Genomic DNA, 25,478 nt, shown 5'->3' with positions numbered 1-25,478 from the left:
ATCTGGACCTTCCTCGAAGGGTCTACGGCGGGAATTACTTGGGGCCCTGGCCGAAGACGAACGGCATGACGATGCCGATGAGGGCGAGCGCCTCGGTCAGCGCGAAGCCGATGAACATGTTGGAACGGATCAGGCCGGCGGCCTCGGGCTGACGGGCCATGGCCTGGACACCGTTACCGAAGATGAGACCGACACCGATGCCGGGGCCGATCGCGGCGAGGCCGTAGCCGATGGAAGCGACGGAACCGTAGACGCCGACCTCAGCGAGCATGCTCATTGCAATGTGTCCTTTGCGGGGATGGTGATCCGGTGGTGATTGGCCACCGGGCGTTCCGGGGGTGGTTCAGGAGGGCCGCAGCCCCTGGCTCAGTGCGCCTCTTCCAGGGCACCGGCGATGTAGCTGCTGGCCAGCATCACGAAGATGTAGGCCTGCAGGAACTGGACCAGAAGCTCGAAGGCGGTCAGGCCGACGGCGACGATGAACGAGGCCGAGCCGTACAGCGCGCCCAGGGTCGGGCTGAGCAGGTACCAGGAGGCGATGGAGAACATCACGATCAGCAGGTGGCCGGCGAACATGTTCGCGAAGGCTCGGACCGCGAGCGTGAAGGGGCGCACGAAGATGTTCGAGAAGAACTCGATCGGCACCAGGATGAACATGACCCAGCCGGGGATGCCCGAGGGCCAGCAGAGGTTCTTGAGACCGCCGACGAAACCGTGCTTCTTGAAGGTCAGCGTCATGTAGGTGATCCACACGACCGCGGCCAGACCGGCCGGGAACGCGATCGCCGCCGTCACCGGGAACTGGGCGAACGGGATGACCGACATGATGTTCAGCAGCCACACGAAGAAGAACATCGAGACCAGCATCGGGACGTACTTCTCGCCCTTTTTGCCGATCGTCTCCAGCACGATGGAGCGCTTGACGAAGTCGTAGCCGATCTCACCGACCAGCTGCAGCTTGCCCGGGACCAGCTTCGGCTTGGCGAACGCGGCCCAGAAGAACACCACGACCAGCGCGGCCACGATGATCGACAGCAGCATCGGCTTGTTGAACTCGAAGCTGCCGATCGAGAAAATCGGCTCGAACTGGAACTCGTTCAGGCCCGGGGCCGGGAAGCCGCAGCCAGCGTCCCCGAAGTGGCAACTGCCTGAGGCGAGGGACGTGAGTTCAGCACTCACCACGGACTCCTTCGTCGTGACGCATGGTTACGGCAACCTCGCTGTGTCGGCGTGGCCTGCGACCACGGAGCGGCACTGGAACTTGATGGGTTTCTCGCCGATCCCGCACGTCAGTGCACTGCACCGAAGCGGGATCATCGAAGACTGCGCGGATCCGGGGGGCGATCGGTCCGCCGTGCGGACAGACCAGGCCTCTTCCCGTACTCCGTTGTTGCGACGGACGATAGCAGCCCGTCAGCGCGGCATAAACACCGCCCCCCTCGTTGGGGGGACAGTTGGGCCTCGTCACTGTTGACGCCCCTTGTCGGAGGGCTTGTCGCCCTTCTTTTCGGAGGCGTCGGGGTCGACGTAGAAGGTCTTGGCCTTGAGCGCGCCGCGCACCTGGAAGCCCGTCCAGATCAGGGCGCAGCCGAGCAGGGTGAACGCGAAGGCCTGCCGGTTGAAGAGCTCGGTGTTCTTGAAGACCGCGAGCACGATGCCGACCAGCAGGATCTGCGTGGTGTACACCAGGAGCGCCGCGGCCATCATGATCTGCGGGTTCGACCTGGTCAGCCGGTCGAGCGCGACCTGGCCGGAGCTGAAGAAGGCCATCACCAGCAGCACGCCGAACAGGGCGCCGAGCAGGCCCTTCCCACCGGCGACGGCAAAAGAGATCGCCATGGCGATGATCCCGGCGGCCGCAGTGGGAATCGCGGCGCCTCGGAGGATCCGGGCGTCGGTGGACGGCATGTCGGCAGCTCCGGCGGCATGTCGATGTGACGGGGGGACGGGCACAGCGGTGGCGGGGTGACACCGACCGAGGCATCGCCGCGGGCCGCCCGCTGGAGCGGCGGGCCCGGGGAGGGAGACCGACAGGGACGGAAGTCATCCACCTGTCAGGTCTTTCGGCGTGTTCTCGGTACTCGTGAACGGTATCACAAACTATTTGATGCGAGCTTTACCATGAATGTGTGGCACCTGTCACACCAATGGCGCAACGGATCCGCTGTTCGGGTGAACGCCACCTGATGGGGCATCAGCTCACCTGTCAGCGGCGGCCGGTGGCCTTGTCGTGGTGGCCGGTCGCGGTGGAGCCCATGCCGGAGTCCCGGCCGGCTTCACCGAGGAGTTGCTTGTCCTTCGCCGACAGTTCGGCCATCGGACCGGTCTGCTGCCGGCGGTAGCGCGGGGGGACGAAGGACTGCACCGCCCGCGGGGCGCGCGGCCGGAACCGGGGGGTGAGCAGCACCACCATGCCGACCAGGCAGAGCCCGGCGAGCGTCAGGACGACGGTGCGGCCGGTGTTGGTCACCGAGAAGGCCACCGAGCCGAAGGCGATCAGCGCGGCCCAGAAGTACATGATCAGTACGGCGCGGCTGTGCGAGTGGCCGACCTGGAGCAGCCGGTGGTGCAGGTGGCGCTTGTCCGCGGCGAACGGGGACTGGCCGGCCCAGGTCCGGCGCACCACCGCGAGCAGCAGGTCGGCCAGCGGCAGCGCGATGACCGTCAGCGGCAGCAGCAGCGGGATGTAGATCGGCACCAGGGCGTGCACGGTGGCGGTCTGCGAACCGGTCTCGTTGTTGATCAGGTCCGGGTCGACCCGGCCGGTGATCGAGATCGCGGCGACGGCCAGCATCAGGCCCAGCATCATCGAGCCGGAGTCGCCCATGAAGATCCGCGCCGGGTGCATGTTGTGCGCCAGGAAGCCCAGGCACATGCCGATCAGCAGCACGCTGAACAGCACGGCGGGGGCCGCGTCGGAGATCGTGTAGCCGTACCAGAGCCGGTAGCTGTACAGGAAGAAGGCCATCGCGGCGATGCAGACCATGCCGCCGGCCAGGCCGTCCAGACCGTCGATGAAGTTCACCGCGTTGACCATGACGACGACCAGGGTGACCGAGATGACCATGCCCTGGGTCGGGCTCACCGCGACCGGGCCGACGCCGGGCACCGGGAGGGTGATCACCGTCACGCCCTGCCAGACCATCACACCGGCGGCGATCATCTGGCCGCCGAGCTTCACCAGCGCGTCCACGCCCCACTTGTCGTCGAGCACCCCGAGCAGGAACATGATCCCGGCGCCGGACAGCAGCGCGCGGATGTCGGTGCCCTGCGAGAACACCTTGCTCAGGTTGTCGAGCTGCGAGGCGACCAGGATGCCCGCGCACAGCCCGCCGAACATCGCGATGCCGCCGAGCCGCGGCGTGGGCTCGCGGTGCACGTCGCGGGCACGCACCGGCGGCATGGCGCCGGCCGCGATGGCGAACTTCCGGACCGGGCCGGTCAGCAGGTAGGTGACTGCGGCCGTGCAGAACAGCACCAGCAGATACTCACGCACCACTGGCCTCCTGCATCACTGTCGAACGGGGAAGTACCGAAGGTACTCCCCTGCCTTCCCGGGGTTCGAGGTGCGTCGCCACGGCACACACCTTATTGAGTCGGACGCCGGGACCGTGCATCGCGGTTCGCCCTCCCGGGTAAGAGATTCCGATACCCGCGAAGGATCTCCGTCAGGCCCGGTCGGCGAAGGACAGCGCCAGCTCCCGCACCCGCGCCGCGGCCGGGGCGACCGCGCCCCCGGCGAGCACCCGCGCGATCAGCCCGGCGATCTCGGCCAGCTCCGGCTCCCCCATCCCCTGGCTGGTCACCGTGCCCGTGCCCAGCCGGATGCCGGAGGCCTCGGCGGCCGGCGCCGGGTCGTACGGCAGCGCGCACTTGCCGAGCAGCAGCCCGGCCGCCGCGCAGCGCCGCTCGGCCTCCGCGCCGGTCACGCCGAGCGGGCTCACGTCGGCGGTCACCAGGTGGGTGTCGGTGCCGCCCGTCAACGGGTGCATACCGGCCTCTGCGAGCCCTTCGGCGAGCACCCGGGCCCCGGACACCGTCCGCTGCGCGTACGCCTGGTATTCGGGCCGGGAGGCCTGCGCGAGGGCCACCGCCTTGCCGGCCACCTCGTTCATCGCCGCGCCGCCCTGGCTGAACGGGAACACCGCCCGGTCGATCCGCTCGGCCAGCTCCGCGGTGCACAGCAGCAGCCCGCCGCGCGGACCGCGCAGCAGCTTGTGGGTGGCCGCCACAGTGACGTCCGCGTACGGCACCGGGGACGGCGCCACCCCGGCCGCGATCAGCCCGGTGGTCTGCGCGGCGGAGGCGATCAGGTAGGCGTCCACCTCGTCGGCGATCTCCCGGAACGCCGCCCAGTCCGGGTGCCGGGGGTGCGAGATCGAGCCCGCCACGATGGCCTTGGGGCGGTGCTGCCGGGCCAGGTCACGAACCTGGTCGAGGTCGATCAGCCCGTCGTCCTCGCGCACGCCGTAGCCGGTGAAGGCGAACCAGCGCCCGGAGAAGTTGGCGCGCGAGCCGCAGCTGAGGTGGCCGCCGTGCTCCAGCGACATCGCCAGCACCCCGTCGCCGGGCCGCAGCAGCGCCGCGTACGCCGCCAGCATCGCCGAAGTCACCGACCGGGGCTGGACGTTGGCGTGCGGGGCGGCGAACAGCTCGCAGGCCCGGTCGATCGCCAGCAGCTCGGCGGCGTCCGCCAGCGCGCAGCCGGTGTGGTGCCGGCGGCCCGGGTAGCCCTCGGCGTACTTGTCGATCAGCGGGCCGGTGAGCGCCGCCAGGACCGCGGGGGTGGTCAGGTTCTCCCCCGCCAGCAGCTGGATCGTTTCGGCGCGCCGCTCGGCCTCCGCGGCCAGCAGGTCGGCCAGCTGCGGATCCGCCCGGTGCAGCGCCTCGGACGCCCACGGGCGCCCGGTCGTCGTGGTCGGGCCGGTCTCGGCATCGGTGACGGTCATGGCGGGGCTCCCGGGCGCTGCGGGGACTGTGTCACCCAGCGTAGGGCCGCTGCCGCCGCCCGGCCCGCCGAGCCGCGGCCGGACGGCCCCATTCGGCGCCAGGACCCGTCCGGCCCGTCAGCGCGGCGCGGGAACCCCGGTGAGCGCGGTGACCACCGGGTCGACCGCGTGGAATATCTCCTCGCCGCAGTTGCGGAACATGCCGATCGGCGCCCCGTACGGGTCCTCCAGCTCGTCCGACTCCGGCGTGGCGGCCAGCAGCCAGCCGCGCAGCGCGGCGGCCGCCCGGACCAGCGCGCGGGCCCGCTCGGTGACGTCGGCGCCGCGCCGCGGGTCCGGCAGGGTGCCCGGGTCTATCGTCCGCACCAGGCGGGTGAACTCCTTCAGCGTGAAGGTACGCAGCCCCGCCTCGTGGCCCATCGAGATCACCTGGGCGCGGTGGTCCAGCGTCGCGGTGAGCACCAGGTCGGCCTCGACCACGTGCTCGTCCAGCAGCTCGCGGCCGGTGAAGCCACCGCTGTCGGCGCCGTACTCGTCGAGCACGGTCGCGGCGTGGTCCTCCATCGGCGCGCCCTCGTGGCCCCAGGTACCGGCGCTCTCGACCAGGATCCGCCCGGCCACCCGGGGGCTCAGCCGGGTGTCCAGCTCACGCCGGGTCAACCGCTCGGCGATCGGCGATCGGCAGATGTTCCCGGTACAGACGAACAGGATCCGGAAGTGGTCCAGCGGCCTGGGGCCCACGCTCAGGTACGGCGCTATGCCCGGCCCGGCGTGGAGCGAGGCGGTGGGCGTCAACTGCCGGCCTCCAGGTCGGGGACGACCTCCCTCAGCTGCTCGACGCTGATCGCACCGGCCCGCAGCAGGACCGGGACCTTGCCGGTGACGTCGACGATCGACGAGGTGGCGGAGTCCTCGGCCGCCCCGCCGTCCAGGTAGACCGAGATCGCGTCGCCGAGCTGGGACTGCGCCTCGTCGCAGGTCAGCGGGGCGGCCCCGCCGATCCGGTTGGCGCTGGAGACGGCCAGCGGGCCGGTGGCGTTCAGCAGCTCGATGGCGACCGGGTGCAGCGGCATCCGGACCGCGACGGTGCCGCGGGTGTCACCGAGGTCCCAGCGCAGCGAGGGCTGGTGCCGGGCGACCAGGGTGAGCCCGCCGGGCCAGAAGGCGTCGACCAGCTCCCAGGCCTGCTCGGAGAAGTCGGTGACCAGGCCGTGCAGGGTGGTCGGCGAGCCGACCAGCACCGGCGAGGGCGTGTTGCGGCCGCGGCCACGGGCGGCCATCAGCTCGGCGACGGCCTCCGGGGAGAAGGCGTCCGCACCGACCCCGTACAGGGTGTCGGTGGGCAGCACGACGAGTTCGCCGCGTCGGATGGCCGAGGCGGCCTCGCGCAGACCGGTGGCGCGGTCCCCGGCATCGGCACAGTCGTAGCGGCGGCTCATCGGTGCGGTCCCCTTCCGGAGTGGCTCATGGCGTTACAGCGCAGCCTTACGCGCCGTCGTACGGTGCTCGATGTTCACGACCCGACCCTCCGGGCCGTCGTACTGCGCTCGACCCTTCACGACCCGACCCTCCGGGCCGTCGTACTGCGCTCGACCCTTCACGACCCGACCCTCCGGGCGGTCGTACTGCGCTCGACCCTTCACGACCCGACCCTCCGGGCGGTCGTGAAGCGGGGGCGGTTGTTCAGGTCGCGGTGGTCGGCGGTGTCCGTCCAGCCGTGTTCCTCGTTGAAGATCCACGGCACCTGGCCGCCCTGCTGGTCGGCGTGCTCGATCACCACCGCGCCGCCCGGGCGCAGCAGTCGGGCCGCGACCCGCTCGATGCCGCGGATGGTGTCCAGGCCGTCCTCGCCGGAGAACAGCGACATCTGCGGGTCGTGGTCGCGGGCCTCCGGCGCGACGTACTCCCACTCGGTGAGCGGGATGTACGGCGGGTTGGAGATGACCAGGTCGAAGCGGCCGTCCCAGGAGCGGTCGTCCTCGAAGGCCTTGGTGGCGTCACCGGCGTGCAGGGTGACCCGGGCGCGGTCGGGGCTGGCCTCGATGTTGCGCCGGGTGTACTCCAGCGCGCCCTCGTCCAGTTCGAAGGCGTGCACGGTCGAGCGCGGCAGCTCCTGGGCGAGGGCGAGGGCGATCGCGCCGGAGCCGGAGCACAGGTCCACCACCAGCGGCTCGGCCACGTCCATGTCGCGCACCGCGTCTATCGCCCACTCGACGACCGTCTCGGTCTCCGGCCGGGGCACGAACACCCCTGGGCCGACCTCCAGTTCGAGGTAGCGGAAGAACGCCCGCCCGGTGATGTGCTGGAGCGGTTCGCGCGCCTCCCGGCGGGAGACCGCCTCCCAGTAGCGGGCGTCGAAGTCGGCGTCCTTCACCGTGTGCAGCTGGCTGCGCTTGACGTTGTGGACGTAGGCGGCGAGCTCCTCCGCGTCGAAGCGCGGCGACGGCACGCCGGCCGCGGCCAACCGCTGGGTGGCCTGGGCCACCTCGGCGAGCAGCAGGTTCATCCGTACGACCTCTTGTTTCTGCGCTCCGGCTTCGGGCGAAACGCGGGCTGGGGCGCGCCGGTCTCAGTTCTCTTGGGCTGCGGCGAGCTTGGCCGCCGCGTCCTTGTCGACGCAGGACTGGATCACCGCGTTCAGGTCGCCGTCCAGGACCTGGTCCAGGTTGTACGCCTTGAATCCGGTGCGGTGGTCCGAGATGCGGTTCTCGGGGTAGTTGTACGTCCGGATCCGCTCGGAGCGGTCCACCGTACGGACCTGGCTGCGGCGCGCGTCCGAGGCCTCCCGCTCGGCCTCCTCCTGCGCGGCGGCCAGCAGCCGCGAACGCAGGATGCGCATCGCCTGCTCCTTGTTCTGGAGCTGGCTCTTCTCGTTCTGGCAGGACGCCACGATACCGGTCGGCAGGTGGGTGATCCGGACCGCGGAGTCGGTGGTGTTGACCGACTGGCCGCCGGGGCCGGAGGAGCGGTAGACGTCGATCCGCAGGTCGTTGGCGAGGATCTCGACCTCGACCTCCTCCGCCTCGGGGGTGACCAGCACGCCCGCCGCGGAGGTGTGGATGCGGCCCTGCGACTCGGTGGCGGGGACGCGCTGCACGCGGTGCACGCCGCCCTCGTACTTCAGCCGGGCCCAGACGCCCTGGCCGGGCTCGGCGTTGCCCTTGGTCTTCACGGCCACCGAGACGTCCTTGTAGCCGCCGAGGTCGGACTCGTTGGAGTCGATGACCTCGGTCTTCCAGCCGATCCGCTCCGCGTAGCGCAGGTACATCCGGAGCAGGTCGCCGGCGAACAGCGCGGACTCCTCGCCGCCCTCGCCCGCCTTGATCTCCAGGATGACGTCCTTGTCGTCGCTCGGGTCGCGCGGCACCAGCAGCACCCGCAGTTCCTCGGTGAGCTCGTCCCGGCGCGCCTCGGAGTCCTTCACCTCGGCGATGAACTCCGGCTCTTCGGCGGCGAGTTCGCGCGCGACCTCGATGTCCTCGCCGGCCTGCCGCCACTGCCGGTAGACCCGGGTGATCGGGGTCAGCTCGGCATACCGCTTGGCCAGCTTGCGGGCGTTGGCCTGGTCGGCGTGGACGGATGGGTCGGCCAGCCTCTTCTCGAGGTCGGCGTGCTCGACGAGGAGCTCTTCGACTGCCTCGAACATGGGGGGTGGCCTTCTTCCCGGGGACTCGGAAACGTGTGTGGGGTGGGGAACGCGCGGGAGGACGCGAACGGCGCCGGTTCCCAGCGCCCCCGACAACGAGTACGGGGGCACCGGGAACCGGCGCCGAGGGAGCGCTAGGCCTTCGCGCTGTGCTGCTTGCCGAAGCGGGCCTCGAAGCGGGCCACGCGGCCACCGGTGTCGAGGATCTTCTGCTTGCCGGTGTAGAACGGGTGGCACTGCGAGCAGACCTCGGCGCGGATCTCGCCACTGGTCTCGGTCGAGCGGGTCACGAACTCGGCGCCACAGGTGCAGGTCACGCGGGTGACCACGTACTCGGGGTGAACGTTGGGCTTCAAGGGGATCTCCTAGGTTTCGGGAGGGCACCGGGTCGGCGGCTGGAGCGCCGCACGTGAACCGGGACCGACGGACCAGTCTGCCAGGACCGGCCGCATCTTCCCAAACCGGGGGCCACCCAGGGATATTCCGGGGACGTTCCGGGCGGCGCTCAGTGCCCCGCGCCGGCCTTCCGGGTGGCCTTCCCGGTGCCCCGCTCGGCCTTCGGGGGAGCTGCGCCGGGGACGGCCTGGGCGGGGTTCTCCGGCTGCGCGGAGACGACCGCCGGCGGGAACGGCTGGTCGGCCCTGAGCGCCGCCCAGACCTGGCCGCCCTGCGGCTGCTGCTGGACCACCCGGTTCGGGTCGCCGGGGGCGGTCTCCACCGGCAGGGTGACCATGCTCAGCTGGTCCGGGCCTATCCCCTTGAGCTCCTGGGCGAGCCCCACCAGCGAGTTCACCGAGCCGAGCGCGGAGTCGGTGGTGATGCTCCTGGTCACGGTGTCGCCGATCGACCACAGCTTGACCGGGTTGGTGAACAGCCCGGTCCCCCCGACCTGCTGCAGCAGCGACCTCACCATCTGCTTCTGGAGCTCGATCCGGCCGAGGTCGCTGCCGTCGCCGACGCCGTGCCGGGTGCGCACGAAGGCCAACGCCTGCTGCCCGTCCAGGTGGTGCTCGCCGGGCGGCAGGTCGAGCCCGCTGTCCTTGTCGTGGATGGCCACCGTGGTGGTCACGGTGGCCCCGCCTATCGCGTCCACGACCCGGGCGAAGCCGGCGAAGTCGACCTGCAGGTAGTGGTCCATCCGCAGCCCGGTGAGCTGCTCGGTGGTCTTGACCGCGCAGGCCGCGCCGCCGCTCTCGAAGGCGCTGTTGTACATCGCGCGCTTGGCGCCGGACACCGGCTTGCCGTCCGCGTCGGTGCAGTCGGGGCGGGTGACCAGGGTGTCGCGCGGGACCGAGACGACCTGGGCGCGGGAGTGGTCCTGGTTGATGTGCACCACCATCGCGGTGTCCGAGCGGGCGGTGTCGCCGGTGTCCCCGCCGGCCATCGAACCGTTGTCGCCGGCCCGCGAGTCGGAGCCGAGCACCAGGATGTTGAAGGAGCCGTCGGTGGCGGCCGGCGGCCGGGCGTCGCCGAGCCGGCCGTCGATGTCGACGCTCCTGATGTTGCCGTTGAACCTGAAGTACCCGAAGAGGGCCGCACCGGCGCCGAGGACGACGAGCGCGGCGAACGCGCAGGCGGCCGTCCGCAGGACTTTGCGGCGGCGGCTCGGGATCCTCTTGTGCTCGGCCATACGGTCCAGAGTAAATCGGACAAGATGATCCAAACGCCCCCAAGTTGTCCCGACTCTGGAACAAAGCGGTCCGGACGCACGGAACCCCGGACCGCTCGCGCGATCCGGGGTTCCGTGCTTCGACAGCCGTCCGGCTACGGTCAGTCGCCGGAGCCGGGGGTGGTCTTGGCGATCTGCATCAGGAACTCGGCGTTGCTCTTGGTCTGCTTCATCTTGTCCAGGAGCAGCTCGATCGCCTGCTGCGAGTCGAGCGCGTGCAGCACCCGGCGCAGCTTCCAGACGATGGCCAACTCCTCGTTGCCGAGCAGGATCTCCTCCTTGCGGGTGCTGGAGGCGTCCACGTCGACGGCCGGGAAGATGCGCTTGTCCGAGAGCTTCCGGTCGAGCTTGAGCTCCATGTTGCCGGTGCCCTTGAACTCCTCGAAGATCACCTCGTCCATGCGCGAGCCGGTCTCGACCAGCGCGGTGGCCAGGATGGTCAGCGAGCCGCCGTTCTCGATGTTGCGCGCGGCACCGAAGAACTTCTTCGGCGGGTACAGCGCGGTCGAGTCGACACCACCGGACAGGATGCGGCCGGAGGCCGGCGCCGCCAGGTTGTAGGCGCGGCCGAGGCGGGTGATCGAGTCCAGCAGGATGACCACGTCGTGGCCCAGCTCCACCAGGCGCTTGGCGCGCTCGATGGCCAGCTCGGCGACGGTGGTGTGGTCCTCGGCCGGGCGGTCGAAGGTCGAGGAGATGACCTCGCCCTTCACCGACCGCTGCATGTCGGTGACCTCTTCCGGACGCTCGTCGACCAGGACGACCATCAGGTGGCACTCGGGGTTGTTGTGGGTGATCGCGTTGGCGACCGCCTGGAGCACCATGGTCTTGCCGGTCTTCGGCGGCGCGACGATCAGACCGCGCTGGCCCTTGCCGATCGGCGACACCAGGTCGATGATCCGGGTGGTCAGCACGCCCGGGTCGGTCTCCAGGCGCAGCCGCTCCTGCGGGTACAGCGGGGTGAGCTTGTTGAACTCGGGACGGCCGCGGCCGCTCTCCGGGTCCATGCCGTTGACGGAGTCCAGCCGCACCATGGCGTTGAACTTCTCGCGGCGCTCGCCCTCGCGCGGCTGGCGCACCGCACCGGTGATGGCGTCACCCTTGCGCAGGCCGTTCTTGCGGACCTGGGCGAGCGAGACGTAGACGTCGTTCTGGCCCGGCAGGTAGCCGGAGGTGCGCACGAACGCGTAGTTGTCGAGGATGTCGAGGATGCCCGCGACCGGGATCAGGACGTCGTCCTCGCCGATCTGCGGCTCGACGGTGCCGGCCTCGAAGCCCTCGCGGCCACGGCGGCCACGGCGGTCGCGGTAGCGCCCGCGCCGGCCCCGGCGGCCCTCGCCGAACTCGTCGTCCTCGTAGCCGCCCTGCTGGACCTGCGGCTGCTGGGCCTGCTGGGCCTGGCGGCCCTGCTGGTCGGCCTGGCCGCCCTGCTGCTGGCCGCCGCCCTGCTGGGCCTGGCGGTCGGTGCGCTCGCGGCGGTTGCGGCGGTCGCGCCGCGACTCGCGGCCCTCGCCGTCCTGGGCCTCGCCGCCCTCCTGACGCTCGGTGCGCTCGCCGCCCTCACGGCGCTCGCGCCGCTCACGGCGGTCGCGACGGCTCTCGCGGCCGTCCTCACGGCCCTCGAAGCCGCGGGTCTCGGCCGGGCGGGCCTCGGCCTGCTTCGGCTCGGCGACCGCGACGGTGGTGGCCTCGGCCGCGGCCTCGCCGGCCGGGGCGGTGGGGGCGCCGGCGGCCGCGGTGGCGCGGCGGCGGGTGCGCTCGGTACGGGCGGGCGCGGCAGTCTCCGCGGCGGCCTGGACCGGGATGTCGATCTGGGCCTGCGACTCGGCGGCGGCCGCGGCCTCGGCGGCCTTGGCGGCGGCCTTGGTGCGGCGGGCCGGCTTCTCGGCCGGGGCCTCGGCGTCCGCCTTGGCGGCGGTGCGCTTGGCGGCCGGGGCGGCGCCACCGGCGGCGAGCAGCGGGTCCCCGCCGCTCTTCTCCTTGATGGTCTCGATCAGCTGGCTCTTGCGCATGCGCCCGGTACCGGTGATGCCAAGGTCCGCGGCGAGCTTCTGGAGCTCGGCCAGGACCATGCCGTCCAGGCCCGCGGCGGCACTGCGGCGGCGCCGCGCCGGAGCAGCGGGGGCGGCGGCTGCGTCCGACGCGTCGGCGTCCGGGCGCGCGCCCATCAGATCGGTGGAGTCGCTCACTAAGGGTCCTTCCCTGGAGCGGACGTCGGCCTGTCTGGCTCGGCGACCGGTTGTGCTGTCCTGACCAACGCTCGACTGCGTCGGTCCGAGGCGGTGATCCCTCGAATGGCGGGAGCCCGTCGAGGGAGAGCTACGTACGAGGTGCGGTGCATGAAGCACGGTGGTGCTGAGTGGCGCGTGGGCCGGTCGTGTGTCGACCTCCCCTGAGGGCGTAACCCCCACGCTCCCTGCGAATCCCGGGCCCCCGTCGCGTGACGGTGGCCCGCGCTCCGCCCGTCCTGGCCTCTAGGTGGGAGGCCGCGGGTGGGAGTCAGGTGCCGTCACGGCTTCGGGATGCGACCGCGTGTCGCGCAGGCAGGCTGCGTACGCGCTGCGGTGGGCTCCCGGAGAATCGTCGCCCCGTGCATCGCCGGGACTCCACTGCCGTGGAGTGCTGGGATCGGGACGCGCGCACCTAGCCCCGGAGGGCACCTGGTGCAGCAATGAGGTTAACACTACCGACCCCCTCAGACATTCCCCAGCCTTGCGCTTGCCAATCGTGTCCGTCGGACCCGGCTCGGCAGGGTGCCGTCGCCGGGCCCCGAGCGGCCCGTTCGGGCTGCTCAGACGTCCAGCGGGAGCACGACGGCCCCGGTGCGGTCGACGTCCAGCCGGTGCGCGGCGAACGCCGGGTCGCCGCCGTGGCCGTGGTGCCCGGCGAAGGAGAGCACCTTGTCGGCGCCCGCCTCGTCGGTGAGCGCCAGGACGGTCGGGCCGGCCCCGGAGACGACCGCGGGGACGCCCTCGGCGCGCAGCGCGCCGACCAGGGCGGCACTGTCCGGCATGGCGGAGGCGCGGTAGTCCTGGTGCAGCCGGTCCTCGGTGGCGGCGAGGAGCAACTCGGGACGCCGGGTCAGCGCCTCCACCAGCAGCGCGGAGCGGCCGGCGTTGACGGCCGCGTCGGCCAGCGGGACGGTCTTCGGCAGCAGGCCTCGCGCGGTCTCGGTGAGCACCTCGCCGGCCGGCACGAACACCACCGGGACGACCTGCACGGACGGCTCCAGCACGATCGCCTTGGCCGACTCCTCGTCGGTCCAGGCGATGGTGAAGTTGCCGCGCAGGCAGGCCGCGACGTTGTCCGGGTGGCCCTCCAGGTCGGAGGCGAGGGCCAGCAGCGCGTCGTCGTCCAGTGCGGACGGGCCGCCGATGGTCACGGCACGGGCGGCCACGATGCCGGCGCAGATGGCGGCCGAGGAGGAGCCGAGGCCGCGGCCGTGCGGTATCCGGTTGGCGCAGACCACTTCGAGGCCGCGCGGCTGGCCGCCGAGCCGGTCGAAGGCGGCGCGCATCGAGCGGACCAGCAGGTGGCGCTCGTCGCGCGGCAGCGTGTCGGCCCCCTCACCGGCGATGTCGACGGAGAGGCCGGAGTCGGCGACCCGGACGACCACGTCGTCGTACAGACCCAGCGCGAGCCCGAAGGCGTCGAAGCCCGGGCCGAGGTTGGCGCTGGTCGCGGGAACCCTGACCCGGACGGCGGCGGCACGGAACGCAGGACCGGCCATGCGGTGGACTCTCCTGGGGAAATCGGGCGGCGCGGAGCGCGTCGTCGGTGCGAGGGTGGGGGGAACGGACCGCGGCCCCTCGGGGGGCGGGCGGTCCCGGCGGTCGGCTCGGCCCGGACCCGCCGGGCCCGGGGCATGTGCCACACGGCCGAGGCCAGAGTATCGAAGAGAGGTTCCCAAGCGGTACACCCCGTGGGCCTTCGATCTGGTGTGTTGCCGGTTCTGGCCGGAATGCACACCCCCCTCCGTCAGAGAGGGGGGCGGAAACGGATCGCAATGCGAAGCCCAATTGACACAAAAGTGTCAGTGGAGAACTCCGACGGGCCGACCCCCGAAAGGGTCGACCCGTCGACGCGTCAGACCCCGTTACCGGTCGAGCAGTCCGAGGCTGCGGGCGGCCGCCTCGGGGTCGACCGGGACGATCTGCGGCTGCGGCGCGCCGGCCACCGCCCAGTCCGGGTCCTTCAGACCGTTGCCGGTGACGGTGCAGACGATCCGCTGGCCCGGGTCGACCAGGCCGGCCTCCGCCTTGGCCAGCAGACCGGCCACCGAGGCGGCCGAGGCGGGCTCCACGAAGACGCCCTCCTGCGAGGCCAACAGCCGGTAGGCAGAGAGGATCTGACGATCCGTCACCTTGTCGATGAGGCCGCCGGACTCGTCCCGCGCGGCGAGCGCGAAGTCCCAGGAGGCCGGGTTGCCGATCCGGATCGCGGTGGCGATGGTCTGCGGCTTGAGCACCGGCGCGCCGTCCACGATCGGGGCCGAGCCGGCGGCCTGGAAGCCCCACATCCGCGGGGTGCGGGTGGCGAGGCCGGGGAGGATGCGGCGCGTAGCGCCTCCTTCAAGGGTGGCGGCGGGAGACGGGCGGGAATACTCCCGGTAGCCCTTCCAGTACGCGGTGATGTTGCCCGCGTTGCCGACCGGCAGGACGTGGATGTCCGGGGCGTCGCCGAGCATGTCGACGATCTCGAAGGCCGCGGTCTTCTGGCCCTCGATCCGCGCCGGGTTCACCGAGTTGACCAGCGCCACCGGGTACTTCTCGGACAGTTCACGCGCAAGGGTGAGGCAGTCGTCGAAGTTCCCGTCGACCTGGAGGATCCTGGCGCCGTGCACCAGCGCCTGGCCCATCTTGCCGAGGGCGATCTTGCCCTGCGGGACGAGCACCGCGCAGACCATCCCGGCCCGCACCGCGTACGCGGCGGCGGAGGCGGAGGTGTTGCCGGTGGACGCGCAGATGACCGCCTGCGCGCCCTCCTCCTTGGCCTTGGAGATGGCCATCGTCATCCCGCGGTCCTTGAAGGAGCCGGTCGGGTTGGCGCCCTCGACCTTGAGGTAGACCTCGCAGCCCGTGCGCTCGGAGAGCACCTGGGCGGGGACCAGGGGCGTGCCGCCCTCCAACAGGGTGACCACCGGGGTGGCCGCGGTGACCGGCAGGCGGTCCCGGTACTCCTCGATCAGGCCGCGCCACTGGTGGGTGTGCGCGCCTCGGACGACGTTCTCGGCAACGGCGTTCATGGCTGGTTCCTTATTCCCCTTCGACCCGCATGATGCTGGCCACGTCCCGCACGCTGTCCAGCGCGCGGAGCTTGTCGACCGTCGCCGACAGTGCGGCGTCGGTGGCACGGTGGGTGACCACGACGAGCGAGGCGTCGCCGTCGCGGCCCTGCTGGCGCACGGTGTCGATGGACACGCCGTGCTCGGCGAAGACGGACGCCACCTGGGCGAGCACGCCCGCGCGGTCGTCCACGTCCAGGCTGACGTGGTAGCGGGTGACCACCTCGTCCATCGGCTTGGCCGGCAGCTGCGTGTACACGGAGTCACCGGGACCGGTGGCGCCAGCCAGCTTGTTGCGGCAGACCGCGACCAGGTCGCCGAGCACCGCGGAGGCGGTCGGCGAGCCGCCCGCGCCGGGGCCGTAGAACATCAGCCGGCCGGCCGCCTCGGCCTCGACGAACACCGCGTTGTACGCCTCGCGGACGGAGGCCAGCGGGTGCGACAGCGGGATCATCGCCGGGTGGACGCGCGCGGTGACGGACTCGCCGTCCGCGGCCCGCTCGCAGATCGCGAGCAGCTTGACCACACAGCCCATCTCCTTGGCGGAGGCGATGTCGGCCGCGGTCACCTCGGTGATGCCCTCGCGGTAGACGTCCGCCGCGGTGACCTTGGTGTGGAAGGCGATGCCGGCCAGGATCGCGGCCTTGGCGGCGGCGTCGAAGCCCTCGACGTCGGCCGTCGGGTCGGCCTCGGCGTAGCCCAGCGCGGTGGCCTCCTCCAGCGCCTCCGAGTAGCCGGCGCCGGTGGTGTCCATCTTGTCGAGGATGAAGTTGGTGGTGCCGTTGACGATGCCCAACACCCGGTTGACCTTGTCGCCCGCGAGGGACTCGCGCAGCGGACGCAGCAGCGGGATCGCGCCCGCCACCGCGGCCTCGTAGTACAGGTCCACCCCGGCCCCGGCGGCCGCGGCGTGCAGCTCGGTGCCGTCCTTGGCGAGCAGCGCCTTGTTGGCGCTGACCACCGAGGCGCCCCGCTTGAAGGCGGACAGGATCAGCGATTTGGACGGCTCGATGCCGCCCACCACCTCGACCACCACGTCGATGTCGCCCCGGTTGACCAGGGCCTCGGCGTCGGTGGTGATCAGGTGCTCGGGGACGCCCGGGCGGGTCCGCCCGGCGCGGCGGACCGCGATCCCGGCCAGCTCGACCGGAGCACCGATGCGAGCGGCGAGGTCGTCGGCCGTCGTCGTCATGATGCGCGCCACCTCGGAGCCCACCACACCACAACCCAGCAACGCCACCTTCAGCGGGCGCGTACGCATCATCCGACTCCGCTCTGCATTCATCGTGCTTCGGTAATTCCGGCGGGTTTTCCGGGCCCGCCGGGAACTTCGGTCTCTACCAGTCTCCGGGACTTTCCGTACGGATCTACGGTCGTTCCATGATCTGAGACGAGGATTTCGTCATCCGATATCCAGACGCAGGAGATCCTCCTCCGTCTCGCGCCGGACGATCACCCGTGCCGCACCGTCCCTGACGGCGAGCACGGGAGGCTTGAGGGCGTGGTTGTAATTGCTCGCCATGGAGCGGCAGTAGGCCCCGGTGGCGGGCACCGCGATCAGGTCGCCCGGGGCCAGGTCGGCCGGCAGGAAGGCGTCCCGGACGACGATGTCGCCGGACTCGCAGTGCTTGCCGACCACCCGCACCAACATCGGTTCCGCGTCGCTGGTGCGCGACACCAGGGCCACCGAGTACTCGGCGTCGTACAGCGCGGTGCGGATGTTGTCGGACATCCCGCCGTCCACGCTGACGTAGGTGCGCAGGCCCTCCAGCGGCTTGACGGTGCCGACCTCGTACAGCGTGAACGCCGTCGGGCCGACGATCGCCCGGCCCGGCTCCACGCTCAGCCGGGGGGCGTTCAGGTTCGCGGCGGCGCACTCGCGCCGGACGATCTCGGCCAGCGCGGCCGCGATCTCGGCCGGCTCGCGCGGGTCGTCCTCGCTGGTGTACGCGATGCCGAGGCCGCCGCCGAGGTCGATCTCGGGCAGCTCGACGCCGTGCTCGTCGCGGATCTGACCCAGCAGGCCGACCACCCGGCGGGCGGCCACCTCGAACCCGGCCATGTCGAAGATCTGCGAGCCGATGTGCGAGTGGATGCCGCGCAGTTCCAGGCTGTCGTGGCCGAGGACCCGGCGCACCGCCTCGGCGGCCGCGCCCCCTGTCAGCGACAGTCCGAACTTCTGGTCCTCGTGCGCGGTGGCGATGAACTCGTGGGTGTGCGCCTCGACGCCGACGGTGATCCGGATCAGCACCTGCTGGCGCACGCCGTGGCGGGCGGCGATCGCGGCCAGGCGCTCGATCTCCCCGTAGGAGTCGAGCACGATGTGCCCGACGCCGGTCTTCACCGCGTGCTCGAGTTCGTCCACCGACTTGTTGTTGCCGTGCAGCGCGATCCGCTGCGGCGGCATTCCGGCGGCCAGCGCGACCGCCAACTCGCCCGCACTGCACACGTCGAGGTTGAGGCCCTCCTCGTGCAGCCAGCGCACGACGGCCTTGGAGAGGAACGCCTTGCCGGCGTAGTAGACGTCCGCCTCGGTGCCGAAGGCGTCCCGCCAGGCGCGCGCCCGGGCCCGGAAGTCCTCCTCGTCCAGCACGTAGGCGGGGGTGCCGAAGTCGGCGGCCAGCCGCTTGACGTCGACTCCGCCGACGGTGGCCACGCCCTCGGTGTTCCGGGCGACGGTGCGCGACCAGACCTTGGGGTCGAGCGCGTTCAGGTCGGCGGGCGGGGCCTGGTAGTGGCCCTCGGGCAGGACGTCGCCGTGACGGGGCCCTGCGGGGTGTGCGGAACGGCTCATCGTTGTTGCCAGTCCTTCGAGACCTATGGCGAGGGGCGGCGACGGTCCCCGTTGACCGTCAGCCGCCCCCGCTGTGCGCTTGGGGGTGGTGCCTACATCCGCTCGGGCGCCGTCACGCCCAGGAGCGTGAGCCCGTTGGCGAGCACGGTGCGCGTCGCCTCGACCAGCCAGAGCCGGGCGCGGTGCGTGTCGTTGAGCTCCTCGTCGCCCTTGGGCAGGAACATGCAGTTCTCGTACAGGCGGTGGTACTTGCCCGCGAGTTCCTCCAGGTAGCGCGCGACCCGGTGGGGCTCGCGCAGCTCACCGGCGGTGGCCAGCACGCGCGGGAACTCGCCGAGGTGGCCGAGCACGTCGGACTCCCACTCGGTGGCGAGCAGCTCGGGTTTGAACTGCTCGGCCGTGCCCTTGTCCACGCCCAGCTCGGCGGCCTTGCGCGCCACGCCGCACATCCGGGTGTGCGCGTACTGGACGTAGAAGACCGGGTTCTCGTTGCTCTGGCTGGTCAGCAGGTTGATGTCCAGCGTGATCGTCGAGTCCGTGGAGGAGCGCGCCAGGGTGTAGCGGGCGGCGTCCACGCCGATCCACTCGACCACGTCGTCGATCGTGATGATGTTGCCGGCCCGCTTGGACATGCGGACCTCTTCGCCGTCGCGAAGCATCTTCACGAACTGGCCGATCTTCACCTCGATGTTGTGGTTCATGTCGTCGCCCGCGCAGGCCGAGATGGCCTTGAGGCGGTTGACGTAGCCGTGGTGGTCGGCGCCCAGCATGTAGAGCGCGACCTCGGCGCCGCGGTCCCGCTTGGACAGGTAGTACGCGGCGTCGGCGGCGAAGTAGGTCTTGTCACCGTCGGCCTTGATCAGGACGCGGTCCTTGTCGTCGCCGAACTCCGTGGTGCGCAGGAAGACCGCGCCGTCCTGCTCGAAGACGTGGCCCTGCTCGCGCAGCCGGTCGATGGCCTTCTCGACCGCGCCGGAGTCGTGCAGCGTCTTCTCCGAGAACCACACGTCGAAGTGGGTGCCGAACTCGTCCATCGAGCGCTTGATCTCGGCGACCATGAGCTTGAGGCCCTCGGTGCGGAAGACCTGCAGCTGCTCGGCCTCGGGCAGGTCGAGCACGCCCGGGATCGCCTCGGTGAGCGCCTTGGCGATGTCGACGATGTACTCGCCGACGTACCCGCCCTCGGGCACCTCGCGGCCGTTCGCGGCGGCCTGCAGCGAGGCGGCGAACTTGGTGATCTGCACACCGGCGTCGTTGAGGTAGTACTCGGTGGTGACGTCGGCACCGGAGGCCCGCAGCACGCGCGCCAGCGAGTCGCCAACGGCGGCCCAGCGGACGCCGCCGATGTGGATCGGGCCGGTCGGGTTGGCGGAGACGAACTCCAGGTTGATCTTCAGGCCCTTGAGGGCGTCGTTGCGGCCGTAGGCCTCGCCCGCCTCGACGACGGTGCGCGCCAGCGCACCGGCGGTGGCGGTGTCCAGGGTGATGTTCAGGAAGCCCGGACCGGCGATGTCGACCTTGGCGACGCCGGTGATCCCTCGCAGGCGGTCGGCCAGCGCCTCGGCAACGGCTCGCGGCGGCTTGCCGGCCGCCTTGGCGAGCTGGAGGGCCACGTTGGTCGCGTAGTCGCCGTGGTCCCTGTTCTTGGGCCGGTCGACCGTCACGTGCTCGGGCACGGCGACGGCCAGCTCGCCCGCCTCGACGGCGGAGCTCACTGCGGCCTGGATTGCCTGGGAAAGGTCTGCGGGGGTCACGACGCCAAGCGTAGGCGAGACGGGGTGCCCGCTCGCCACCCGGTTTACCGGTTGAGACGCCGGTGCGCCGTCGCTACGGGGTCTCAGCCGCGATCGGTGCGCTCTGTTCGCCCAGGGCGAAACGCGTCGGACGGCGGGGCGGGCAGTTCTCCGGGCCGCCCGCAGGCCTGTTCGCCGGACGGCCCGTCGGGGTGTCCCTTGAGCCGCATCAGGCGCCGGACCAGGGCCACCAGGTCCGCCGGGTCGAAGGGCTTGCCGAGGTAGCCGTCCACCCCCACCGCCTCCCCCAGGTCGAGGTCCGCCGGGGTGCAGGCGCTCACGATCGCGATCGGCAGTCCGCTGGTGTCCGGGGTCGCGCGCAGCCGGGCCGCCGTCCGCAGGCCGTCCAGCCGCGGCATCACCACGTCCAGCGTCACCACGTCGGGCTGCACCCGCCGGATGACCTCCAGGCACTCGGCGCCGTCGGCGGCGGTCACCACCTCGAAGCCTTCGAGCTCCAGGTTGACCCTGATCAGCTGGCGGATCGCCTCGTTGTCGTCCACCACGAGGACCCGCCCGGACACTCCCGACACCTCACCGAGGGTATCGGCGGCCCCGCCGCCCCGTCCGGCCTTTGGGCACTTCCGCTCCCCGTCCCGCCGGCGCCGCCGCCGGGAGGATCTTCGGGGAAACCCGTGCACGGACCACGGCCGAAGCCTGATAGTGTTCTCACGTCGGAAGCGCGAGTGACCGACAGGCCAGCAGGCCCCCGTAGCTCAGGGGATAGAGCACCGCCCTCCGGAGGCGGGTGCGTAGGTTCGAATCCTACCGGGGGCACTTCGCAACAAGTGCTGAAAAGGCCCAGGTCAGCGGGTAGTTACCGCAGATCTGGGCCTTCGTCATGTTTCGGGCCGGTTCGGTCCCGCACCCCAGCCGCGCCCTTGTGCTGGTAGCGCAGCGCTCGGCGGAGTCCTCCCCGGCTCACGGGCCCCCGGTCATGCTCGGCCCCGGACCGGGCAGGACACCGGCCGAAGCCGCTCCACCGCCCTCAGCGCTTCGGCGCGCGCTTCCGGACGATGACGAGCGCCACGTAGCCGAACAGCATGAACAGCACGCCCCAGAACACGCGCAGTCCGACGAGGGACACCCCGAGCATCGCGACTGCCGCAGCAGCCGACTGCCGGCGGATCTCCAGCGGTGAGCGCCGGCTGGCGGACGGCCGGATCAGCTGACGGCCGATGAATACCTGAACGAGGTTGATCAACCCCAGAAGACCCGCGAATGCGGCAATGGCTATCCACACCCGCAGAAGCGTAGTCTCCGCAGCCGCCTGCCCCCGCCCGGGCCCGGCTCGAACACGGCCGACCCCCTCCACGACGGGCCGGCACTCAGGGGTACGGGCACCGACCGGCGCAGGGCACCGGGAGTCCGGCCCGTGCCCCGTTCGAATCCCGCCGGGGGCACTTCGCAGGACGTGCAACTGAGGCCCGTATCAGTGGAGTTGATCCACGGATCCGGGCCCCGCAGAGGCTCAGGAGGCGGCCGTCTCGGCCTGGGCGTACAGGTCGGTGATGGTGTGGTCGAAGTAGGCGCCGTAGGAGACGTCGTCGGTGTCGCCGCCCTGCTGGTAGCCGCCGATCGCGCCGACCACGTCGCCGGTGGCGGTGTTGATCCAGGGGCCGCCGCTGGTGCCGGACGGGTAGGACGGGCACTGGACGACCCGCTCGTAGGCACTCTGCTGCCCGGTGGTGTTGGTGCACAGGATGGGCGTCTCGGAGTCGGCGGGGTAGCCGTAGAGGCGGACGGTCGCGTCGAACGGCTCGTCGGCGCCCAGCCGGTTGCCGCCGACCACGTCCTCGACGTTGCGGCCGTTGCTGGGGGCGGTCTCCAGGATCGCGAAGTCCTCGTCCACGTCGCCCTTCTGGGACCAGCCGGCGGTGGTGTGGATCGCGGTCACCTGCCAGGTGCCGTACGGGGCGGAGCCGTCGCGGTAGCCGGGGGCGAAGGTGATCCCGTCGGTGCTGCTGAGGCAGTGCGCGGCGGTCAGCAACAGGTTGCCGGTGGCGCTGTGCAGCACGCTGGCGGTGCAGAAGTGCTTGCCGACCTCCGGCGCGCCGCTGAACAGCGCGCCGACGGTCTCGCTCTCGCGGTCGTCGGCCGGGGCCGGGCCGGTGGTGCCGAGGGCGACGGGACGGGTGGTGGGGGTGGCCGCCGCCGGGACCGGATCGGGCGTCGCCGGCGCGGCGGTCGGGCTCGCGGCCGCGGAGGGCGTGGGGGCCGTGACCGGGGCCGTGACCGGCGCCGGTGCCGCCGGATCGGTGACCGGGGCGGGCGCGGCGGCGGCACGGGTGCTGCGGGCCGCCTTCCCGGCGGCCGTCGCGTCGGACAGGTCCAGTCCGTGCGTCCCGGTCAGCACCGCGGCGACCGCGACCGCGGACAGCGCGGTGAACAGGGACGGGACCAGGAGTCCGCGGCGGCGCGACCTCTGGCGGCGGTGCTTGCCCATGCCTGTTTCTCCTGCCGGGGCGCGATCGGGGGCGGCGTTCGGTCAACGACTATGACGCCTCAGCCTGGAAAGGGCGTGACCGACTCCTTGGAGCTCGATGAGAAATCCCTCGTCCGCCCGCGCTTTCGGCGTCACCGGCCGGCGAGCAACGCGTCCAGTTCGGCGGCCCCGACGAAGGCGGTGTGCGTTCCGGCGGCGGTGCAGGCGAAGGCCCCGGCCACCGTACCGGCTCGGGCGCAGTCCAGCGGCGGGTGGCCCCGGAACCAGGCGTACAGGAAGCCGGAGACGAAGGCGTCCCCGGCGCCGTTGCTGTCCACCACCGGGTGGCCCGGGTCGACGGCCGGCAGGTGGCGCGGCTCGGGGTCGTCCCGGGTGAGCAGGTGGCAGCCCTCGGCGCCGGCGGTGGCGACGACCACCCGCGCGCGCCCCTCGGCGAGGATCGCTCGCATCACCTCCTCGTGCCGGCCGCGGCAGCCGGCCACCGAGAGGAAGACCAGGTCGGAGCCGAGCGCGTAGTCGCGGCAGTGCGGGTCGGCGCCGTCCCAGTCGTGCAGGTCGGTGGAGGTGGTGCGGCCGAGGCGGTGCAGGTCGCCGTACATGTCCCGGTTGACGCCGGTGATGGACAGGTGGACGTGCCGGCTGCGCTCGGCGTACGGCAGGTAGAGGTCGCGCGGCAGCCGCAGGTCGGCGGGGTGGCGGGCGTCGAAGAAGGAGAACCGGCGGCCGGCCGCGTCCACCAGGTTGACCCCGCGCGGGGTGCCGTGCGGGCTCACCAGGTGCGCGAAGTGCAGGCCGTGGCGCGCGTAGTGGGCGCGGACCAGGTCGCCCTGGGCGTCGTCGCCGAGGAAGTCGATGAACGCGGTGCGCAGGCCGAGGTGGTGGGCGCCGAGCGCGACGCCGTTGCCGGTGTGGCCGACGTAGTCCCGCACCGGTTCGACGAGCTGCGAGTCGCCGGGCGGCACCTCCAGCCGCTCGACCCGGACGATGGTGTCGACGCCGGCGCCGCCGACGACGAGCAGGTCGAACTCCGGCGGCACGGTCTCGGACAGCACGTTCTCGGACAGCACGGCGGCGCCTCCTTGATCCCCGGATGGTGGCCAGGAGTCAAGCAGGCGCCGGAGGTTGACTGCAAGACCTTGCTGCAAATTTCAATCGACCGGTGGCCGCTCCGCCTCCGCCCGCAGATCCGCCGGCCGGCCGTCCACGGCCCGCACGGCTGCCGCTTCGGCTTCCGCCTCCGTCTCCGCGGCACCGACCTCGACCGCGGCGGCCTCACCGGGCGCCGGCCGGTGGTCGATCGTCAGCACGGCGACCAGCGCGGCCAGCAGCAGCACGCCCGTCGCCACCCGGGTCGCGACAGCGTAGCCGTGCACCGCACCCTGGGCCTGCACCGCCGGGTCGGAGGCGACCCGGGTGGCCAGGAAGCTCGCGGTGGCGCTCGCGGCAACCGTGTTCAGCAGCGCGGTACCGACCGAACCACCCACCTGCTGGGCCGAGTTGATGGTGGCCGAGGCCGCGCCGGTCTCGTTCGGGGCGACCCCGAGGGTGGCCAGGCTCATCGCCGGCATGAACACCAGGCCCATGCCCACGCCGATCAGCAGCTCGGCGGGCAGCACCAGGGCGGCCCACGGGCTGTCCACCTGCATCCGGGTCAGCCAGGCCATGCCGCCCGCGGCGAGCAGCAGTCCGGGGCCGATCAGGTTCCGGGACGGCACCCTGGTCATCATCCGGGCCGCGAAGCCCGTCGAACTCAGCACGATGGCGGCCGTCATGGGCAGGAAGGACAGGCCGGACACGATCGGCGAGAAGTGCTTGACGGCCTGCAGGTAGTAGGTCAGGAACAGGAACAGGCCGAACATGCCGATCATCGTCAGGCCGACCGAGAGCGCGCCGCCGCCGCGGTTGCGGTCGGCGACGATGTGCACCGGCAGCAGCGGGTGCGCGGTGCGCCGTTCGACCAGGACGAACACCGCGAGCAGCGCCACGCCCAGGGCCAGCGAGCCGAGCACCAGGCCGTCGCCCCAGCCCCGGGCCACGGCCTCGGAGGTGCCGTAGACGATCGCCAGCAGGCCGCCGCAGCCGAGCAGCGCCCCGGGCAGGTCCAGCCGCATCCGGCGGCCCTTCTCGACGCGGTCGCGCTTCAGCACGCCGAACGCCGCGACGGCGGTGACGGCGGCGATCGGCACGTTGACGAACAGGCACCAGCGCCAGTCCAGGTACTCGGTCAGCAGGCCGCCGGCGATGAAGCCGATCGCGGAGCCGCCGCCGGCGATCGCCCCGAAGACGCCGAAGGCCGTACTGCGTTCCCGCGGATCGGAGAAGGTGGTGGAGAGCAGTCCCAGCGCGGAGGGGGCGAGCAGGGCGCCGAACGCGCCCTGGAGGGCGCGGGCGCCGAAGAGCATGGCCGGGCCGGCCGCAGCGCCGCCGAGGGAGGAGGCGAGGGCGAAGCCCAGCAGGCCGACGGTGAAGACCCGCTCGCGGCCGAAGAGGTCGCCCAGCCGGCCGCCGAGCAGCAGCAGGCCGCCGAAGGCGAGCGTGTAGGCGGTGATCACCCACTGCCGATCGGCGTCCGAGATGCCCAGGTCCCGCTGGGCGGACGGCAGCGCGATGTTCACGATGGTGGTGTCGAGCACGATCATGAGCTGGGCGGTGGCGATGACAGCCAGCACCCACCAGCGGCGACGGCCCGCGTCCTCATGACCGGTGGCGGTTTGCACAGTCACTGACCGAACCTTCCGGAGTGGGGCGGAGAGGTCACGCAATCGCCTTCCAGCCAAACCCCGGCCCGGACGGATGGCAAGGAAAAATCTCACCAAACCGGACCTTCGGGCCGAATGAACCAGGCCCCCGGGACTCCGGACGGAGTCCCGGGGGCCTGGTTCCACGGCCCGCGGCCG

22 protein-coding genes and 1 tRNA gene are annotated in these 25,478 nt (G+C 71.7%); 1 reads left to right on the top strand and 22 read right to left on the bottom strand.

Annotation, left to right across the window (positions count from 1 at the left end; all coding sequences use genetic code 11):
• Positions 1-34 precede the first annotated feature (34 nt).
• The 18 genes from atpE to ACIRRH_RS05435 all read right to left on the bottom strand — a co-directional run bounded on the left by atpE (position 35) and on the right by ACIRRH_RS05435 (position 20,668).
• Positions 35-277, bottom strand: a complete 243-nt coding sequence (gene atpE / locus ACIRRH_RS05520; RefSeq protein WP_030302757.1) for an ATP synthase F0 subunit C — start codon at positions 275-277, stop codon at positions 35-37.
• Positions 278-366: 89 nt separating this feature from the next.
• Positions 367-1,179 (bottom strand): F0F1 ATP synthase subunit A, encoded by an 813-nt coding sequence (gene atpB / locus ACIRRH_RS05515; protein WP_224277566.1) that lies wholly within the window; start codon positions 1,177-1,179, stop codon positions 367-369.
• Positions 1,180-1,464: 285 nt separating this feature from the next.
• Positions 1,465-1,908, bottom strand: a complete 444-nt coding sequence (locus ACIRRH_RS05510) for a hypothetical protein (RefSeq protein WP_224277568.1) — start codon at positions 1,906-1,908, stop codon at positions 1,465-1,467.
• A gap of 298 nt (positions 1,909-2,206) precedes the next feature.
• Positions 2,207-3,496, bottom strand: coding sequence for an MraY family glycosyltransferase (locus ACIRRH_RS05505; RefSeq protein WP_403062124.1), 1,290 nt, complete (start codon positions 3,494-3,496; stop codon positions 2,207-2,209).
• 172 nt (positions 3,497-3,668) lie between these two features.
• Positions 3,669-4,949 (bottom strand): serine hydroxymethyltransferase, encoded by a 1,281-nt coding sequence (gene glyA, locus ACIRRH_RS05500; RefSeq protein WP_403062121.1) that lies wholly within the window; start codon positions 4,947-4,949, stop codon positions 3,669-3,671.
• 117 nt (positions 4,950-5,066) lie between these two features.
• The gene (locus tag ACIRRH_RS05495; protein WP_224277582.1) at positions 5,067-5,708 is read right to left on the bottom strand and encodes a protein-tyrosine-phosphatase; all 642 of its coding nucleotides are present in this window, start codon (positions 5,706-5,708) and stop codon (positions 5,067-5,069) included.
• Between the two features lie 32 nt (positions 5,709-5,740).
• Positions 5,741-6,388, bottom strand: coding sequence for an L-threonylcarbamoyladenylate synthase (locus ACIRRH_RS05490; RefSeq protein ID WP_403062118.1), 648 nt, complete (start codon positions 6,386-6,388; stop codon positions 5,741-5,743).
• A 200-nt stretch (positions 6,389-6,588) separates the two neighbouring features.
• Positions 6,589-7,455, bottom strand: coding sequence for a peptide chain release factor N(5)-glutamine methyltransferase (gene prmC, locus ACIRRH_RS05485; protein WP_360346986.1), 867 nt, complete (start codon positions 7,453-7,455; stop codon positions 6,589-6,591).
• A gap of 63 nt (positions 7,456-7,518) precedes the next feature.
• Positions 7,519-8,595: a peptide chain release factor 1 gene (prfA, locus tag ACIRRH_RS05480; RefSeq protein ID WP_403062115.1), complete on the bottom strand. Its 1,077-nt coding sequence runs from the start codon at positions 8,593-8,595 to the stop codon at positions 7,519-7,521.
• Between the two features lie 134 nt (positions 8,596-8,729).
• The gene (rpmE, locus tag ACIRRH_RS05475; RefSeq protein WP_153462614.1) at positions 8,730-8,951 is read right to left on the bottom strand and encodes a 50S ribosomal protein L31; all 222 of its coding nucleotides are present in this window, start codon (positions 8,949-8,951) and stop codon (positions 8,730-8,732) included.
• Between the two features lie 149 nt (positions 8,952-9,100).
• A complete protein-coding gene (locus tag ACIRRH_RS05470; RefSeq protein WP_403062112.1) occupies positions 9,101-10,225 on the bottom strand; it encodes an LCP family protein in 1,125 nt (374 codons plus the stop codon).
• A 140-nt stretch (positions 10,226-10,365) separates the two neighbouring features.
• Positions 10,366-12,453 carry a transcription termination factor Rho gene (rho, locus tag ACIRRH_RS05465; RefSeq protein WP_403062109.1) on the bottom strand — a complete coding sequence of 696 codons (2,088 nt, stop codon included), beginning with the start codon at positions 12,451-12,453 and terminating at the stop codon, positions 10,366-10,368.
• A gap of 602 nt (positions 12,454-13,055) precedes the next feature.
• Entirely contained in the window at positions 13,056-13,994 is a 939-nt protein-coding gene (gene thrB / locus ACIRRH_RS05460) for a homoserine kinase (protein ID WP_403062106.1), read from the bottom strand.
• Between the two features lie 366 nt (positions 13,995-14,360).
• Positions 14,361-15,509 (bottom strand): threonine synthase, encoded by a 1,149-nt coding sequence (gene thrC / locus ACIRRH_RS05455; protein ID WP_403062103.1) that lies wholly within the window; start codon positions 15,507-15,509, stop codon positions 14,361-14,363.
• A gap of 10 nt (positions 15,510-15,519) precedes the next feature.
• Positions 15,520-16,812 carry a homoserine dehydrogenase gene (locus ACIRRH_RS05450; RefSeq protein ID WP_403062101.1) on the bottom strand — a complete coding sequence of 431 codons (1,293 nt, stop codon included), beginning with the start codon at positions 16,810-16,812 and terminating at the stop codon, positions 15,520-15,522.
• Positions 16,813-16,950: 138 nt separating this feature from the next.
• A complete protein-coding gene (lysA, locus tag ACIRRH_RS05445) occupies positions 16,951-18,342 on the bottom strand; it encodes a diaminopimelate decarboxylase (protein WP_403062099.1) in 1,392 nt (463 codons plus the stop codon).
• A 92-nt stretch (positions 18,343-18,434) separates the two neighbouring features.
• Positions 18,435-20,096, bottom strand: a complete 1,662-nt coding sequence (gene argS / locus ACIRRH_RS05440) for an arginine--tRNA ligase (RefSeq protein WP_224282753.1) — start codon at positions 20,094-20,096, stop codon at positions 18,435-18,437.
• Between the two features lie 83 nt (positions 20,097-20,179).
• A complete protein-coding gene (locus ACIRRH_RS05435; protein WP_403062097.1) occupies positions 20,180-20,668 on the bottom strand; it encodes a response regulator in 489 nt (162 codons plus the stop codon).
• Between the two features lie 172 nt (positions 20,669-20,840).
• On the opposite strand from ACIRRH_RS05435, the gene ACIRRH_RS05430 reads away from it, so the two are divergent.
• A tRNA-Arg gene (locus tag ACIRRH_RS05430) sits at positions 20,841-20,912 on the top strand.
• A gap of 211 nt (positions 20,913-21,123) precedes the next feature.
• On the opposite strand, the gene ACIRRH_RS05425 is transcribed toward ACIRRH_RS05430, so the two are convergent.
• From ACIRRH_RS05425 to ACIRRH_RS05410, 4 genes are all read right to left on the bottom strand, one after another.
• The gene (locus ACIRRH_RS05425; RefSeq protein ID WP_403062094.1) at positions 21,124-21,378 is read right to left on the bottom strand and encodes a hypothetical protein; all 255 of its coding nucleotides are present in this window, start codon (positions 21,376-21,378) and stop codon (positions 21,124-21,126) included.
• Positions 21,379-21,606: 228 nt separating this feature from the next.
• Entirely contained in the window at positions 21,607-22,581 is a 975-nt protein-coding gene (locus tag ACIRRH_RS05420; protein ID WP_403062091.1) for a trypsin-like serine peptidase, read from the bottom strand.
• Between the two features lie 131 nt (positions 22,582-22,712).
• A complete protein-coding gene (locus ACIRRH_RS05415; RefSeq protein ID WP_403062088.1) occupies positions 22,713-23,648 on the bottom strand; it encodes a carbohydrate kinase family protein in 936 nt (311 codons plus the stop codon).
• Between the two features lie 81 nt (positions 23,649-23,729).
• A complete protein-coding gene (locus ACIRRH_RS05410; protein ID WP_403062431.1) occupies positions 23,730-25,298 on the bottom strand; it encodes an MFS transporter in 1,569 nt (522 codons plus the stop codon).
• Positions 25,299-25,478: the final 180 nt, after the last annotated feature.

Source organism: Kitasatospora sp. NPDC101235, from assembly GCF_044767505.1.
Lineage (GTDB): Bacteria > Actinomycetota > Actinomycetes > Streptomycetales > Streptomycetaceae > Kitasatospora.
The sequence above is the reverse complement of the archived record's forward strand: the minus strand, read 5'-3'. Positions and strand labels throughout refer to the sequence as shown.